The sequence below is a fragment of the Terrabacter tumescens genome (assembly GCF_014646815.1).
Taxonomy (GTDB): Bacteria; Actinomycetota; Actinomycetes; order Actinomycetales; family Dermatophilaceae; genus Terrabacter; species Terrabacter tumescens.
In genome coordinates this window covers 498317-511702 of the sequence record NZ_BMNZ01000001.1, presented here as the reverse complement: position 1 = coordinate 511702, position 13386 = coordinate 498317, and the positions used below count along the sequence as shown (strand labels likewise).

The window sequence follows — 13386 nt, the reverse complement described above, 5'->3', positions numbered from 1 at the left end:
GCGATGATGGGGCGTTGACCCGCTAGGCAAGGAGCACCACCCGGCATGGCCCGTGGAAAGACCCCCCCGCCTCCACCGGAGGACTTCGAGGAGAAGATCGTCGGCATCGACGTCGAGGAGGAGATGCAGAACGCCTTCCTCGAGTACTCCTACAGCGTCATCTACAGCCGGGCCCTGCCCGATGCACGTGACGGGCTGAAGCCTGTCCAGCGCCGGATCCTCTACGGCGCCAACGAGCTCGGCCTGCGCCCCGACCGTGGCCACGTCAAGAGCCAGCGCGTCGTCGGCGAGGTGATGGGCAAGTACCACCCGCACGGCGACCAGGCCATCTACGACGCCCTCGTGCGCATGGCGCAGCCGTTCACGCTGCGGCTGCCCCTCGTCGACGGCCACGGCAACTTCGGCTCGCTCGACGACGGCCCGGCCGCGGCGAGGTACACCGAGGCGCGGATGGCCAACGCGGCCCTGCTCATGGTCGCGGGACTCGACGAGGACACCGTCGACTTCGTCCCCAACTACGACGACACCCAGCTGCAGCCGGGAGTGCTGCCCGCGGCATACCCCAACCTGCTCGTCAACGGCGCGGCCGGCATCGCCGTCGGCATGGCGACCAACATGCCGCCGCACAACCTCGTCGAGGTGATCGGCGCCGCCCGGCACCTCATCGCCAACCCGACGTGCTCGCTCGAGGACCTCATGAAGTTCGTCCCGGGGCCCGACCTGCCCTGCGGCGGCAAGATCGTGGGACTCGAGGGCATCCGCGACGCCTACCTCACCGGCCGCGGCAGCTTCCGCACCCGGGCGACGGCGCGCATCGAGTCGATCACCCCGCGCCGCAAGGGCATCATCGTCACCGAGCTGCCCTACCTCGTCGGGCCCGAGAAGGTCATCGACAAGATCAAGGACCTCGTCCAGGGCAAGAAGCTGCAGGGCATCGCCGACCTCAAGGACCTCTCCGACCGCACGCAGGGTCTGAACCTCGTCATCGAGATCAAGAACGGCTTCAACCCCGACGCCGTCCTCGAGCAGCTCTACAAGCTGACGCCGATGGAGGAGAACTTCGGCATCAACAACGTCGCGCTCGTCGAGGGCCAGCCGCGGACCATGGGGCTCAAGGAGCTGCTCAAGGTCTACGTCGACTTCCGCACCGACGTCGTGCGGCGCCGCACCGCGCACCGGCTGGCCAAGCGCGAGGAGCGACTGCACCTCGTGGAGGGCCTGCTCATCGCCATCGTCGACATCGACGAGGTCATCCAGGTGATCCGCAGCTCCGACGACGCCGCGACCGCCCGCGCGCGGCTCATGGACGTCTTCGACCTCTCCGAGCTGCAGGCCAACTACATCCTCGACCTCCAGCTGCGCCGCCTGACGAAGTTCTCGCGCATCGAGCTCGAGAACGAGAAGTCCGAGCTCGAGCGCGCCATCGAGGAGCTGCGGGCCCTGCTCGAGAACGAGAAGCTGCTCCTCAAGCTCGTCTCGACCGAGCTCGCCGACGTCGCCAAGGCGCACGGCACACCGCGCCGCACCGTGCTCCTCGAGAGCTCGGGTGTCAGCGCGACGGCCACCGCGTCCTCGCCGCTCGAGATCGCCGACGACCCGTGCTGGGTGCTGCTGAGCTCGACGGGCCTGCTGGCCCGGACCGGCACCGCCGAGCCCATCACCGCCGAGGGGTCGCGCTCCAAGCACGACGTCGTCATCGGCGCGGTGCGCACGACCGCCCGCGGCGAGTTCGGCCTCGTCACGAGCGCCGGCCGGGTGGTGCGCCTCTCGGCCCTCGACCTGCCGACGCTCCCGCCGACCAACGGCGCGCCGAGCCTCTCCGGCGGCGCCCCCCTCGCTGCCTACGTCGACCTCGGCAAGGGCGAGGAGCCGCTGACCATCGTGCCGATCGGTGCGGACGCGCCCGTCGTGGCGCTCGGCACCGCGAGCGGTGTCGTCAAGCGCGTCACGCCGGACGCTCCGAAGAGCAACGACTGGGACATCATCAGCCTCAAGGACGGCGACCGGGTCGTCGGGGCCGCCGTCGCCGACCGTGACGACCTCGACCTCGTCTTCCTCACGAGCGACGCACAGCTGCTGCGATTCCCCGCGAAGTCCGTGCGCCCACAGGGCCGCTCGGCCGGTGGCATGGCCGGCATCAAGCTGGGGGGCTTCGGGCGCGTCGTCTTCTTCGGTGTCGTCGACCCGACCCGCGACGGCGTCGTCGTCACCTCCTCCGGCTCCTCGGGCGCCCTCCCGGGCACCGAGGGCGGCTCGCTCAAGGTGACGCCGTATGCGGAGTACCCCGCCAAGGGACGCGCGACCGGAGGCGTCCGGTGCCACCGGTTCCTCCGGGGCGAGGACACCCTCGTGCTCGCCTTCGCGGGCAACACCCCCGCCCGTGCCGCGGCCGCCAACGGCGTCGCCATCGAGCTGCCTGTAGCCGATGGGCGTCGGGACGGTTCCGGTGTGGCGATGACCGCGGTCATCGCGCACGTCGCCGGTCCCCCGGCAGCCAACCATTCCTCCGGCGGCGCGCCCACCGACGGCTCGGCGGCCCCCGAAGCCGGCGCCAGCGACGGCAGCACGGACGGGGACGGCGCATGAGCCCGTCCGGGGGCGCGAAGGCAGCCCGACGGGCCGCCGCGGCAGCCGCCGCAGCCGGGGCGGCCGCCTCGGCGACGGTGAACTCGGTCGTCGACGCCCTCACCGGCGCGTCGGACGTGCCGGCCGACGACGCGCACCAGGAGCGAGCCGCGGGCGCGGACGAGCCGTCCGTTCCTTCGGCTGCCCCTGCGGAGGCCACGACGTCCGCCGAGTCTTCTGAGGCCGTCGAACCCGCCGCCGAGAAGAAGCGCACCGAACACGCTGAACACGCTGAGCCGACGGAGCACGCCGAGCACCCTGCGACGACGGGGTACGGCACGCCCGCCACCGATGCCTGCTCGGTCCAGTGGGACCAGGACGGGACGAGCGCCTACGGCACCGCCGCGACGGCCCGGTTCTTCGTCTGCGTCGAGCAGCCCGGGCCCTGGGGACGCGACGCGGCCCGCGAGTCCCACCTCGACCGCGACCTCGGGGCCGAGCTGGACGCCCGGACGAGCCGAGCGGGAGGGCGCTTCATGCTCGTCCGTCGTCCCGGCGGCCACCCGGCGCACGACGGGCCGCGTCACGTGCTCGTCGCCCACGCCGGCGCCCGTCCCGACGAGGCGTGGCTGCTGACGGCCGAGGTCGACGACGTCGGGGACCTGCTCGGTCTCGACTGGGGCGCCCTGGCACGCGGCAGCCAGGCGCTCGTCCAGGCCTCGCTCCTCGGCTCACGCCCCACTGCACCGACCCTGCTCGTGTGCACCAACGGACGTCGTGACGTCTGCTGCGCGGTGCGCGGGCGTCCGCTCGCAGCCCACGCGGCTCGGGTCGCGCCCGGGCGGGCCTGGGAGGTCTCGCACACGGGCGGCCACCGGTTCGCGCCGACCGCGGTGCTGCTCCCCTGGGGTCAGACGCTCGCGCGCCTCGACGAGCCCGCCTCGGAGTGGGTCCTCGCCGCGAGCGAGTCGGGGCACCTGCCGGCGGAGCTGCTCGGTCCGCTGCACGACCGCGGGCGCTCCGGCGTCCCGGGCGTCTCCCAGTGTGCGGAGTCGCACGTCAGGGCCGAGACGGGCGAGACCCGGATCGCCGCCCTCTGGGCCGACCAGCCCGAGGCGTCGGACGAGGGCTGGGAGGTGATCGTCACGCACGCCGACGGGCGCCGCTGGCGGGTCGGTGTCACGCGCGAGCCGGTCGGTCGCACCCGGCCGGAGTCGTGCGGCAAGAAGGCCATCGAGGTGATGGAGCACCGAGCCTCGATCCTCGAGGCGTGGTTCTAGGCGAGGACGCGCTCCGCCGCGGTCACCACGGCTTGGGGACGGTCTGCGAGCTGTCGCCGGGCACCGTGTCGTCGCCACCCTGCTGCTGTTGCTGCTGGTTGCGCTCGATGGTGTTCTGGCGCTGCTGCTCCTTGAGGTAGTCCTGCTCCTGCTGGCTCGGGGTGTTGCCGGGATCGGGCTGCGGGTCCGCGGGCTGGCTCGGGCCCGGCTGCGGCTGGTCGGGCTGCGGCTCGTCCTTCGGCGGCGCGTCGGCGTTCTTCTGCTCCATCCGCTGCTGTGCCTGCTGCAGCTGGTCGCCCGTCTGGCCGCCCTCCGGCGCCTCGCACACGGGCGGCCGCTCCTTGGTGATCGTGATGCCCTTGTCGTAGTACTGCTTCCACTCGTCCGTGCGCTCACGGGCCTTGGCGGCGTCGCCGAGCGCCTCGTACGTCAGGCCGAGGTTGACGCGCACCTTGCAGTCGTCGATGCCGCCCTTGGGCACCTGTTCGAACGCCTGCTCGAACCACGGCCGGGCCAGCTCGAAGTGCCCCGACAGGACGTGGGCGTCACCGATGGCGAAGGGCGAACGGAACTGCTCGACGACGTTGACCCAGCCCTGGCGCTCGCCCCAGAGCAGCGTCCGGGGCTTGTCGCCGGCCTCGTAGGCGTCGAGCGTCTGCGCGTGCACGAGGTTGAGCGACACGAGGCGCGCGGCCACGAGGACGAGCAGGACGACGACCGGCGCGGAGGCGAGCAGCAGGCGCCGACGACGACGGCGCAGGTGGGGCGGCAGGGGCCGGCGGCCACGGCGGCGCAGACGCAGACGCCCGTGGACGCCCGTCCCGGCGGCGCCGTCACCGTCGGCCGCCGGGTCGGCCCGGGCCGAGCGATCGTCGAGGAGGGTCATGCGCTCGTCTCCTTCCGGCGACGGGTCTGGACCAGGGCCGTGATGCCGGCTCCGAGCTCCCAGGCGGCGATGCCGGCCACCCCGATGAGCAGCGGCCAGTACAGCTCGCGCCGGGCCATGACCTTCTGCTTCTCGATCTGCTCGCTCGTGCCGAACCGCTCGAGGTCGATGCCGTCGACGGCCGGCCCGATCGCGTCACCGGCCTCGCGGTGGACGTAGCGAAGGCCGAGCTGGTCGCCGATGGTGCGCAGGGTGTCCTCGCTGACGACCGAGCGCGCGTCCTCGCCCGTGGCGGGGTCCTTGATGTAGTCGCTGCTCGTGTCGAACCGCGAGCGGGTGGCCTTCATCCGGCCGCCCTCGGTCGTGCCGTAGCCGAGCACCGCGCCGCCGTTGATGAGCCGCTTGTCGATGTCGAAGGGCGCCGGTGGGTCGGCCGCCGTCTGCTCGCCGTCGCCGAGGTAGAAGACGACCCGCCCGCGCTCCGGGGTGCGGGCGTCGGCCTGCTGGAGCAGCGTCTTGAGCCGGGCGTCCGCCTCGGTCACCGAGGAGCCGCGCGAGACCTCGTAGGACTCCGGCAGCAGCGTCTGCACCGCCGCGTCGAGCGCCGTCGTGTCGGTCGTGAGCGGCAGGCGCACGCGCGCATCCTGGTCGAACGTCACGACCGAGTAGCGCGCTCCGGGCAGGGCGGCCGCGATGGCCGAGATGTCGGACGAGACCCCCTCGATGCGCGGCCTGCCGTCGCCGTAGTCCTCGGCGATGATGCTGCTCGTCGTGTCGACGACGAAGTAGACGTTGAGGTTGGCGGCGCTCGTGTCGACCTGCTCGCCCGGGACGGCGGGCCGCAGTGCAGCCGCGCCGAGCAGCAGCACCGCGGCGGTGAGCCGCCAGTGGGTGGCCCGCGACTCCCCCGGCAGCGAGCGCGACGACGGGTTCCACCACACGGCTGCCAGCGCAGCGACGACCAGGACGAGCAGGACCGGCCACGGGCCGACGGGGAGCAGGCTCATGACGCCCACCGCCTCGTGGCGCCGATAACGCCGACCAGGCCCAGCCCGGCCAGCGTGATCGGCAGGGTCGGGTTGTCGGAGTAGAGCGAGCGCGAGGCAGCGTCGATGAGCGTCGCCTCCTGGGCCTGCACGGAGTCCACGATGCCCTTGATCGCCGACTGGTCGCTCATGGCGTAGTAGCGCCCACCCGTGCCGGTGACGATCTCGCGCATGTCGGTGGCCTCCTGGTCGGCGCCGTCCTCCTCGGGGTTGAGCCCGTAGACGCGCACCCCCTTGGCCTTGGCGAGCGCGCCCGCCTCGTCGACGTCGATGATGGGTCGTCCGGCGAGGTGGTTGTCGGTCGCGAAGACGAGCGAGCGCGCCCGCTGGAGGTCGACCTTGTCGAAGCTCGAGACGCAGGTCGCGAGCCCGTCACCGATGAGCGAGGTGCCGCGGCCGTTGAAGGTGCCCGCGAAGAAGGAGTCGTATGCCGGGTCGCCGGTGAGCGCACGAGCCGCCGAGTCGAGCTCGTCGTTGATGAAGTCGTAGTCGTCGGTGAGGGGGAAGACCGTCGCGGCCGAGCTGTTGAAGATGACGAGGCCGATGCGCTCACCCTGGAAGCTCTGGACGAGCGTCTTGAACGTCGACACGAGCGTCGCGTCGTAGGCGGCCATCGAGCCCGAGATGTCGAGGCACAGCATGATGTCGCGGCTGCGGCTCTGCGGACGGTCGACGGTCGTGTCGAGCGGACGCGCCGCGCCCACGAGGGCCGCGCCCCCGAGGAGCACGGCGCTCGCGGCGAGCACCGCCATCCGGATCCGGTGTCGACGCAGTGCTCTGCGGAACTCGGGCAGCTCGGTGAGCGCGCTCGAGTTGGCGACCGCGGCCGACGCGCGAGCCTGCCGGCGCGACATGAGGCGGTACACGGCATACGCGATCACGACCGCGAGCAGCGTGCCGACGGCGAGGACTCCCGGCCACTTGAGGTCCGGCCCGGTCAGCTCCATCGGGCCACCACCTGCTTCGCGACCGTGCCGGCGCCGGTGAGCGTCGCCGTCTCGCGCGGCCCGAACTCGCCCGGGTAGAGCGTGCCGACGACCTCGGACACCGGCGTGAGCCGCGAGCCCTTGGCGTTGAGCTCGGTCAGCGTCATGGTCGGCGCGTCGATGCCGGAGACCTCCTGGACGAAGTGGCGCACGAGGACGCTGAGCTGCTGGTGCGCCCGGCGCTGACTGATCTCCTCGGCCGCCGCGCGGGCGAGGACGAGGTCGATCTGCCGTGTGTAGTCCGCGCGCAGCCGCGTCAGCCGGTCCGGGGCCACGCGTGGCGGCACGACGACCTTGCGCTCCCGGGTCGACCACCAGACCCAGGCGTACCAGGCGGCGACGAGCGCGAGGATGCCGATGCCGATCCACAGCCACCGGGCGGCATACGGGTCGGGGGCGTAGAAGCCCGGCGGGGCGTCAGCGACGGGCACGGCGCTGCCTCTCGAGCAGGGCGAAGACCGTGGCCACGACCTCGTCGGACGAGCCGACACGGGCGTGGTTGATGCCGCGGCGGTCGAGCAGTGCGGCGGTGCGCTGCACGCGCTCGGCGACCGATGCGGCATAGGCCGTGCGCACCCGCGGGTCCAGGCGCACGAGGGTCGGGAGCGTGTAGGTGTCGGCGACGTCGTAGGCCATCCGGTCGCCGGCCAGCGCAGTGGGGTCCGCGTCCTCGACGGTGATCCACAGGATCTCGTGCTGCACGTGCAGCCGGCGCAGCAGCTCGTCGAGCGTCGGGTCGAGCTCCTTGTCGTCGGCCACGACGAGGAGCACGAGGCGGCGCCGGACGTGCCGGACGATCCAGCGCAGCTGTGTCGCGAGGTTGCTCTGGTCGCCGTCGAGGACCGTCGCGGCGTCGACGGCACGCAGCAGCAGCTCGAGATGGGCCTCCGACCCGCGCAGGTCGTGGGCGACGGTCGTCGCCGCCGTGCCCCGGACGAGGCCCACGAGGTCACCGTGACGCTGGGCGAGGTAGCCCACGAGCCCCGCCGCCGCGATAGCGACGGACTTCTTCGGCTCGCCGCTCCGGGTCGTGGCCGCCATGCCGCGACCGGTGTCGATGACGAGCATGAGGTTCTGCTTGCGCGTCGCGACGTAGCGCTTGACGAGCGGGGCTTGGTGGCGCGCCGTCGCGCGCCAGTCGATGTCGCGCACCTCGTCCCCGGGGACGTAGTCGCGCAGGTCGTCGTAGTCGAGGCTTCGGCCGTGGAAGACCGAGGCGTACTCCCCCTCGAGCAGGCTGCGTGACTTGCGGCGCGCGTGGACGAAGAGCTTGCTCTTCACCCGCGTCAGCAGCGTCGTCGTCATGTCGCGTCCTCGTCCGGCTCCCGGTCAGGGAGTGCGGATCCCGTTGACCATCGCGTCGATGATGCTCTCCACGGCCACCTCGTCGGCGGCCGCCTCGAAGCCGAGCGTCACGCGGTGCCGGAGCACCCGGTGCGTCAGGGCCTTGACGTCGTCGGGCACGACGTGGTTGCGCCCGTCGATGAGGGCACGGGCGCGGGCAGCGCTCGTGAACGCGATGCTCGCGCGGGGGCTGGCCCCGAAGTCGACGTAGCCGGCGAGGCGCGGCTCGATGTAGTCCCGCGGGTGCCTCGTCACGTAGCCGATGCCGACGACGTAGTTGACGATCGCGGGGTCGATGTAGACGCGGCCCACCAGGGCCTGGAGGCGCTTGACGTCGGCGACGGAGACGACGGGCTCGGACGCCGTGACGAAGACGCCGGAGTCGATGCGTCGCAGCACCTCTGCCTCCTCCGCCGGGGACGGGTAGTCGAGGACGTCCTTGAGCATGAAGCGGTCCATCTGCGCCTCGGGCAGCGGGTAGGTGCCCTCCTGCTCGATGGGGTTCTGGGTGGCCAGCACGAGGAAGGGGTCGGGCAGCGCGTAGCTCTTGTCGCCGATGGAGGTCTGCCGCTCCTGCATCGCCTCGAGCATCGCGGACTGGGTCTTCGCGCTGCTGCGGTTGATCTCGTCGAGGAGCACGAAGTTGGCGTGCACCGGCCCGAGCTGGGTCTCGAAGGTGCCCGAGTGCTGGTTGTAGACCTGCGTGCCGACGATGTCGCTCGGGAGGAGGTCAGGCGTGCACTGGATGCGGTGGAACCGGCCGCCGACGGCCTGGGCGATGGTCTGCGCCGCGGTCGTCTTGGCGAGGCCGGGGACGCTCTCGAGCAGGACGTGCCCGCCGGTCAGCAGGGCGATGAGGAGCGTCTCCTGCAGCCGTGCCTGGCCGACGACCTTGGACGCGAACGCCGTCGAGATGGCCTCGACGGTCTCGCCGGCCCAGTGCAGCTCGTCCGGGGTCAGGTAGCGCGCAGGTGCCGGGGCCGTGCGGTCGGGCACCGTGTCGATGCCGGCGACGGCCACGTCGTCGTCCGGCGCCTCGGGCGACCCGGAGAGCCGGCTGGGCTCCTCGGGGACGACGGCGTCGTCCGGGACCGAGCCGGGCAGACGCACCGTGAAGGTCTCACCGTCGACACCGTGCTGGTCGTGACCGTCGTGGCCGAGACCGTCGTGGCCGACACCGTCGTGGCCGACACCGTCGTGGCCGACACCGTCCTGCTCAGCGACGCCTGCGGACCCGCCGGTCTGCTCGTCGGCGACCGACTCCTCGGCATTGACGTTGCCCACCATCGATTCCCCTTCTCGACGCGTACCGGCGGAGGGAGTCGCGCCGGCAGGGACACATCGTAAGCACGGCAGGCTGTGCCGCGCCGACGCTCCCCACACCCCACCGACACTCGGCAGGGGTCGAACGGTTCCGCTCAGGCGTCGATGCGCTCCCGGTCGACCTCGGCGGCGGACTCGATGATGAAGTCCTTGCGAGGCGCCACCTCGTTGCCCATGAGCAGCTCGAAGACGCGCTCGGCGGCCTCGAGGTCACGCATGGTGACCTTGCGCAGGGTGCGGTGGCGCGGGTCCATCGTCGTGTCGGCGAGCTGGTCGGCGTCCATCTCGCCGAGGCCCTTGTAGCGCTGCATGGGCTGCTTGATCTTCTTGCCCGACTTCTCGAGACGGGCGAGCGTGCGGCGCATCTCCGGCTCGTTGAAGGTGTAGATCAGCTCGTTCTTCTTCGCCCCGGCGTTGATCACCTCGAGCCGGTGCAGCGGCGGCATCGCCGCGTAGACGCGTCCGGCGTCGACGAGGGGACGCATGTAGCGGAAGAAGAGCGTCAGCAGCAGGGTGCGGATGTGGGCGCCGTCGACGTCGGCGTCGGTCATGATGATGACCTTGCCGTAGCGGGCGGAGGCGAGGTCGAAGCTCCGACCCGAGCCGGCCCCGATGACCTGGATGATCGAGGCGCACTCGGCGTTCTTCAGCATGTCCGACACGGACGCCTTCTGGACGTTGAGGATCTTGCCGCGGATCGGCAGCAGCGCCTGGAACTCGGAGTTGCGCGCCTCCTTGGCGGTGCCCATCGCCGAGTCTCCCTCGACGATGAACAGCTCGGAGCGCTCGACGTCGGTCGTGCGGCAGTCGCGCAGCTTCGAGGGCAGCGTGGAGCTCTCGAGGGCGTTCTTGCGGCGCTGGGTCTCCTTGTGCAGCCGCGCGCTGATACGCGACTTCATCTCGGACACGACCTTCTCGAGCAGCAGCGCCGACTGGGCCTTGTCGCCGCGCTTGGTCGACGTGAGGCGCTCGGTCAGCTCCTGCTCGACGACCTTGGCGACGATGGCGCGCACGGCGTTGGTGCCGAGCACCTCCTTGGTCTGGCCCTCGAACTGGGGCTCGGCCAGACGCACCGTGACGACGGCGGTCATGCCGGCGAGGATGTCGTCCTTCTCCGGCTTGTCGTTGCCGGCCTTGAGCCGGCGCGCGTTGACCTCGATCTGCTTGCGGAAGACCTTGACGATGGACTGCTCGAAGCCGGTGACGTGAGTGCCGCCCTTGGGCGTGGTGATGATGTTGACGAAGGACTGGACCTTCGTGTCGTAGCCCTGGCCCCAGCGCAGCGCGACCTCGACGGCGCACTCGCGCTCGAGCTCGGTCGGGGTCATGTGGCCGTTGACGTCGAGGACGGGGACCGTCTCGGTGAACGTGCCCGACCCCTCGAGACGCCACACGTCGGTGATCGGGGTGTCGGACGCGAGGAACTCGACGAAGTCGGTGATGCCGCCGTCGTGCTGGAAGACCTCCTCGATGGGGCCCTCCTCGCCGGGGGTGCCCTTGAGGCGGCGCTCGTCGCGGATGACGAGACGCAGGCCCGGGACGAGGAAGGAGGTCTGGCGGGCGCGGCCCAGGATGGCGTCGTAGTCGAGCTCGGCGTCCTTGAGGAAGATCTGGCGGTCCGGCCAGAAGCGCACGCGCGAGCCGGTGACGCCGCGCTTGGCCTTGCCGACGACCGGCAGGGCGCTCTTCTTCTCGTAGGGCGTGAACTCGGAGTCCGGGGAGTGCACCGGGCTCCGGTCGGTGAAGGTGCCGGGCTCGCCGCGGCGGAAGCTCATGCCGTACGTCTTGCCGGCGCGGTCGACCTCGACGTCGAGCCGGGCGGAGAGGGCGTTGACGACGGAGGCACCGACGCCGTGCAGGCCTCCCGTGGCGGCATACGACGCGCCGCCGAACTTGCCACCCGCGTGCAGCTTGGTGAAGACGACCTCGACGCCGGACAGGCCGGTGCGCGGCTCGATGTCGACGGGGATGCCGCGGCCGTTGTCGCGCACCTCGATGGAGCCGTCGCTGCTCAGGATCACCTCGATGCCGGTGCAGACGCCGGCCAGGGCCTCGTCGACGGCGTTGTCGATGATCTCCCAGAGGCAGTGCATGAGGCCGCGCTGGTCGGTCGAGCCGATGTACATGCCGGGACGCTTGCGCACGGCCTCGAGGCCCTCGAGGACCTGGAGGTGGCGCGCGGTGTAGTCGCCGTTGCCGGAGGGAGCAGGACGGGAGGCGGAGGCCACGGTGTGTCGATCTCTTTCGCTCGGGAGCCGCCAGCGGTCGGGCTGTGGAGGGCTGGCAGGGGAAGCCTAGCCACCAGCACCGACCGTCCCCGACAGGCACGCTGCGCGACCACGCTGGGTATGAGTGAGCTGTACGACCATCCGCCGCGCGGGCGGCGGCGAATCACCGACACGTAACGATGTTGGTGCGACGGGCGTCTCATGGACCGAGCCTCACCGTCGGGAAGGATTCCACGTGATTCACTGTTGGAACGTCCGCGAGGCACGAGAGGTCCACCCGATGGACCGCTTCGAGCGTCGTAGGTACATGGCAGGGTTTCCCTCCGGGGAACCCCCGAGGGAGGAAAGAGGCGAAATACGATGACGACAGCACTGGCACCCGAACTGACTGCTGCTGACCGCTGCGACCGATGTGGGGCTCAGGCCTACATCCGCGCCCGCCTCGTTTCCGGCGGAGAGCTGCTCTTCTGCGCGCACCACGGACGGGAGCACCTCCCGGCGCTGAAGGACAAGGCTCTCGACATCCGCGACGAGACGGACCGACTCAGCGAGATCCCGGGCTCTGCTCCCGTGGACGAACGCTGAGCACCAGGCGATCTTCCGACCCGGCCCTTTCCTGACCTCCTGACTCGAACGCTGCCGACGACTGCCCTGTGATCACCGCGACGAACGTCCTCGTTCTGCTCGTGATGGTCGTGGGCACCGTCGGCATCGTCGTCCCGGTGCTCCCGGGACTCATCGTGGTCTGGGGGGCGACGCTCGTGTGGGCGTTCGAGCGTCAGGACGGGCCGGGTTGGCTCGTTCTCGGGCTGGCCACGGTGTTGTATGCCGTGGGCCTCGTCGCGAAGTACGTCCTCCCCGGGCGCCGGATGAAGACTGCCGGCGTCGACGGGGCGGTCGTCGCCGTCGCACTGGCGGTGGCCGTGGTCGGCTTCTTCGTCGTCCCGGTGATCGGAGCCCCGCTCGGCTTCGTGCTCGCGGTCTACCTCCTCGAGCGCATCAAGCACCGCGAGCACGCTGCGGCCTGGCGCGCCACCACGCACGCGATCCGGGCCGTGATGCTCAACATCGGCATCGAGCTCGGGACCGCCTTCGCGATCATCGCGACGTGGGGCGTGGCCGTCTACGTCACCCGCCCCTGACCCGGAGCGACCCCGACCGAACCGGGCCGACCCGTCGCCGACGGGGCCTACTGGACACGCCGTGCGCACCGCATCTGTCGGCACCCCAGGGCAGAAACACTCGCGTACAACGGCAAGGACCCCGACGACAGGTCGTCGGGGTCCTGCTGCGTGTCAGTGTGAGTCAGGGTGAGCGGCGGGGCGTCACCACTGGTCGCGGCGACGCTTCTCCCAGCGTTCCTCGAGGCGCTCCATGAACGTGCCCTGCTTGGGGGCGCTCGCCTTGACCTTGCCCTGCCGGGGCTTGGTCGTGCCGTCGCTGTTCACGGCCGCGAGCTTGGTCTTCGACGGCGTGATGGCGTAGACGATGCCGGCGACCATGATGGCGAAGCCACCGGCGCCGAGCCAGATGTTGCTGCTCATCGCGGAGAACACGACCAGCGCGAGGCCTGCCACCCCGGCGACGACGCCCACGACGACGCGCCCACGCCCGAGGCCGCGTGACTTCGTCTTCTCGATGCGCGACGCGAATCGAGGGTCTTCGGCGTAGAGGGCTTCCTCCATCTGCTGGAGGAGTGCTTCCTCGTGTTCCGAGAGTGCCACCCGG

12 protein-coding genes are annotated in these 13386 nt (G+C 71.2%); 4 read left to right on the top strand and 8 right to left on the bottom strand.

All coding sequences use genetic code 11. The features are described 5' to 3' along the window. Positions 1-45: 45 nt before the first annotated feature. Both IEY30_RS02380 and IEY30_RS02375 read left to right on the top strand, forming a co-directional pair. A complete protein-coding gene (locus IEY30_RS02380) occupies positions 46-2586 on the top strand; it encodes a DNA gyrase/topoisomerase IV subunit A (RefSeq protein WP_081920252.1) in 2541 nt (846 codons plus the stop codon). Then, a complete protein-coding gene (locus tag IEY30_RS02375; protein ID WP_030146263.1) occupies positions 2583-3845 on the top strand; it encodes a ferredoxin family protein in 1263 nt (420 codons plus the stop codon). The genes IEY30_RS02380 and IEY30_RS02375 overlap by 4 nt, the downstream gene beginning before the upstream one ends. Positions 3846-3867: 22 nt before the next feature. Here IEY30_RS02375 and IEY30_RS02370 read toward each other — a convergent pair whose 3' ends face one another. The 7 genes from IEY30_RS02370 to IEY30_RS02340 all read right to left on the bottom strand — a co-directional run bounded on the left by IEY30_RS02370 (position 3868) and on the right by IEY30_RS02340 (position 11658). Then, positions 3868-4731, bottom strand: a complete 864-nt coding sequence (locus tag IEY30_RS02370; protein WP_030146264.1) for a tetratricopeptide repeat protein — start codon at positions 4729-4731, stop codon at positions 3868-3870. Further along, positions 4728-5738 carry a vWA domain-containing protein gene (locus IEY30_RS02365; RefSeq protein WP_156035040.1) on the bottom strand — a complete coding sequence of 337 codons (1011 nt, stop codon included), beginning with the start codon at positions 5736-5738 and terminating at the stop codon, positions 4728-4730. The genes IEY30_RS02370 and IEY30_RS02365 overlap by 4 nt, the downstream gene beginning before the upstream one ends. Continuing rightward, a complete protein-coding gene (locus IEY30_RS02360) occupies positions 5735-6724 on the bottom strand; it encodes a VWA domain-containing protein (protein WP_030146266.1) in 990 nt (329 codons plus the stop codon). Before IEY30_RS02360 ends, IEY30_RS02365 begins: the two co-directional genes overlap by 4 nt. Continuing rightward, positions 6715-7194: a hypothetical protein gene (locus IEY30_RS02355; RefSeq protein WP_030146267.1), complete on the bottom strand. Its 480-nt coding sequence runs from the start codon at positions 7192-7194 to the stop codon at positions 6715-6717. Before IEY30_RS02355 ends, IEY30_RS02360 begins: the two co-directional genes overlap by 10 nt. Next, a complete protein-coding gene (locus IEY30_RS02350) occupies positions 7181-8068 on the bottom strand; it encodes a DUF58 domain-containing protein (RefSeq protein ID WP_030146268.1) in 888 nt (295 codons plus the stop codon). The genes IEY30_RS02355 and IEY30_RS02350 overlap by 14 nt, the downstream gene beginning before the upstream one ends. Positions 8069-8092: 24 nt before the next feature. After that, positions 8093-9103, bottom strand: coding sequence for an AAA family ATPase (locus IEY30_RS02345; RefSeq protein WP_052358264.1), 1011 nt, complete (start codon positions 9101-9103; stop codon positions 8093-8095). 422 nt (positions 9104-9525) lie between these two features. Then, positions 9526-11658, bottom strand: coding sequence for a DNA gyrase/topoisomerase IV subunit B (locus tag IEY30_RS02340; protein ID WP_030146270.1), 2133 nt, complete (start codon positions 11656-11658; stop codon positions 9526-9528). A gap of 360 nt (positions 11659-12018) precedes the next feature. On the opposite strand from IEY30_RS02340, the gene IEY30_RS02335 reads away from it, so the two are divergent. Next, on the top strand, positions 12019-12243 hold the full coding sequence (locus IEY30_RS02335; RefSeq protein WP_030146271.1) for a DUF7455 domain-containing protein: 225 nt from the start codon (positions 12019-12021) through the stop codon (positions 12241-12243). Between the two features lie 68 nt (positions 12244-12311). After that, positions 12312-12800: a DUF456 domain-containing protein gene (locus IEY30_RS02330; RefSeq protein ID WP_030146272.1), complete on the top strand. Its 489-nt coding sequence runs from the start codon at positions 12312-12314 to the stop codon at positions 12798-12800. 183 nt (positions 12801-12983) lie between these two features. Here IEY30_RS02330 and IEY30_RS02325 read toward each other — a convergent pair whose 3' ends face one another. Then, on the bottom strand, positions 12984-13382 hold the full coding sequence (locus IEY30_RS02325) for an SCO2097 family morphological protein (RefSeq protein WP_030146273.1): 399 nt from the start codon (positions 13380-13382) through the stop codon (positions 12984-12986). Positions 13383-13386 lie beyond the last annotated feature (4 nt).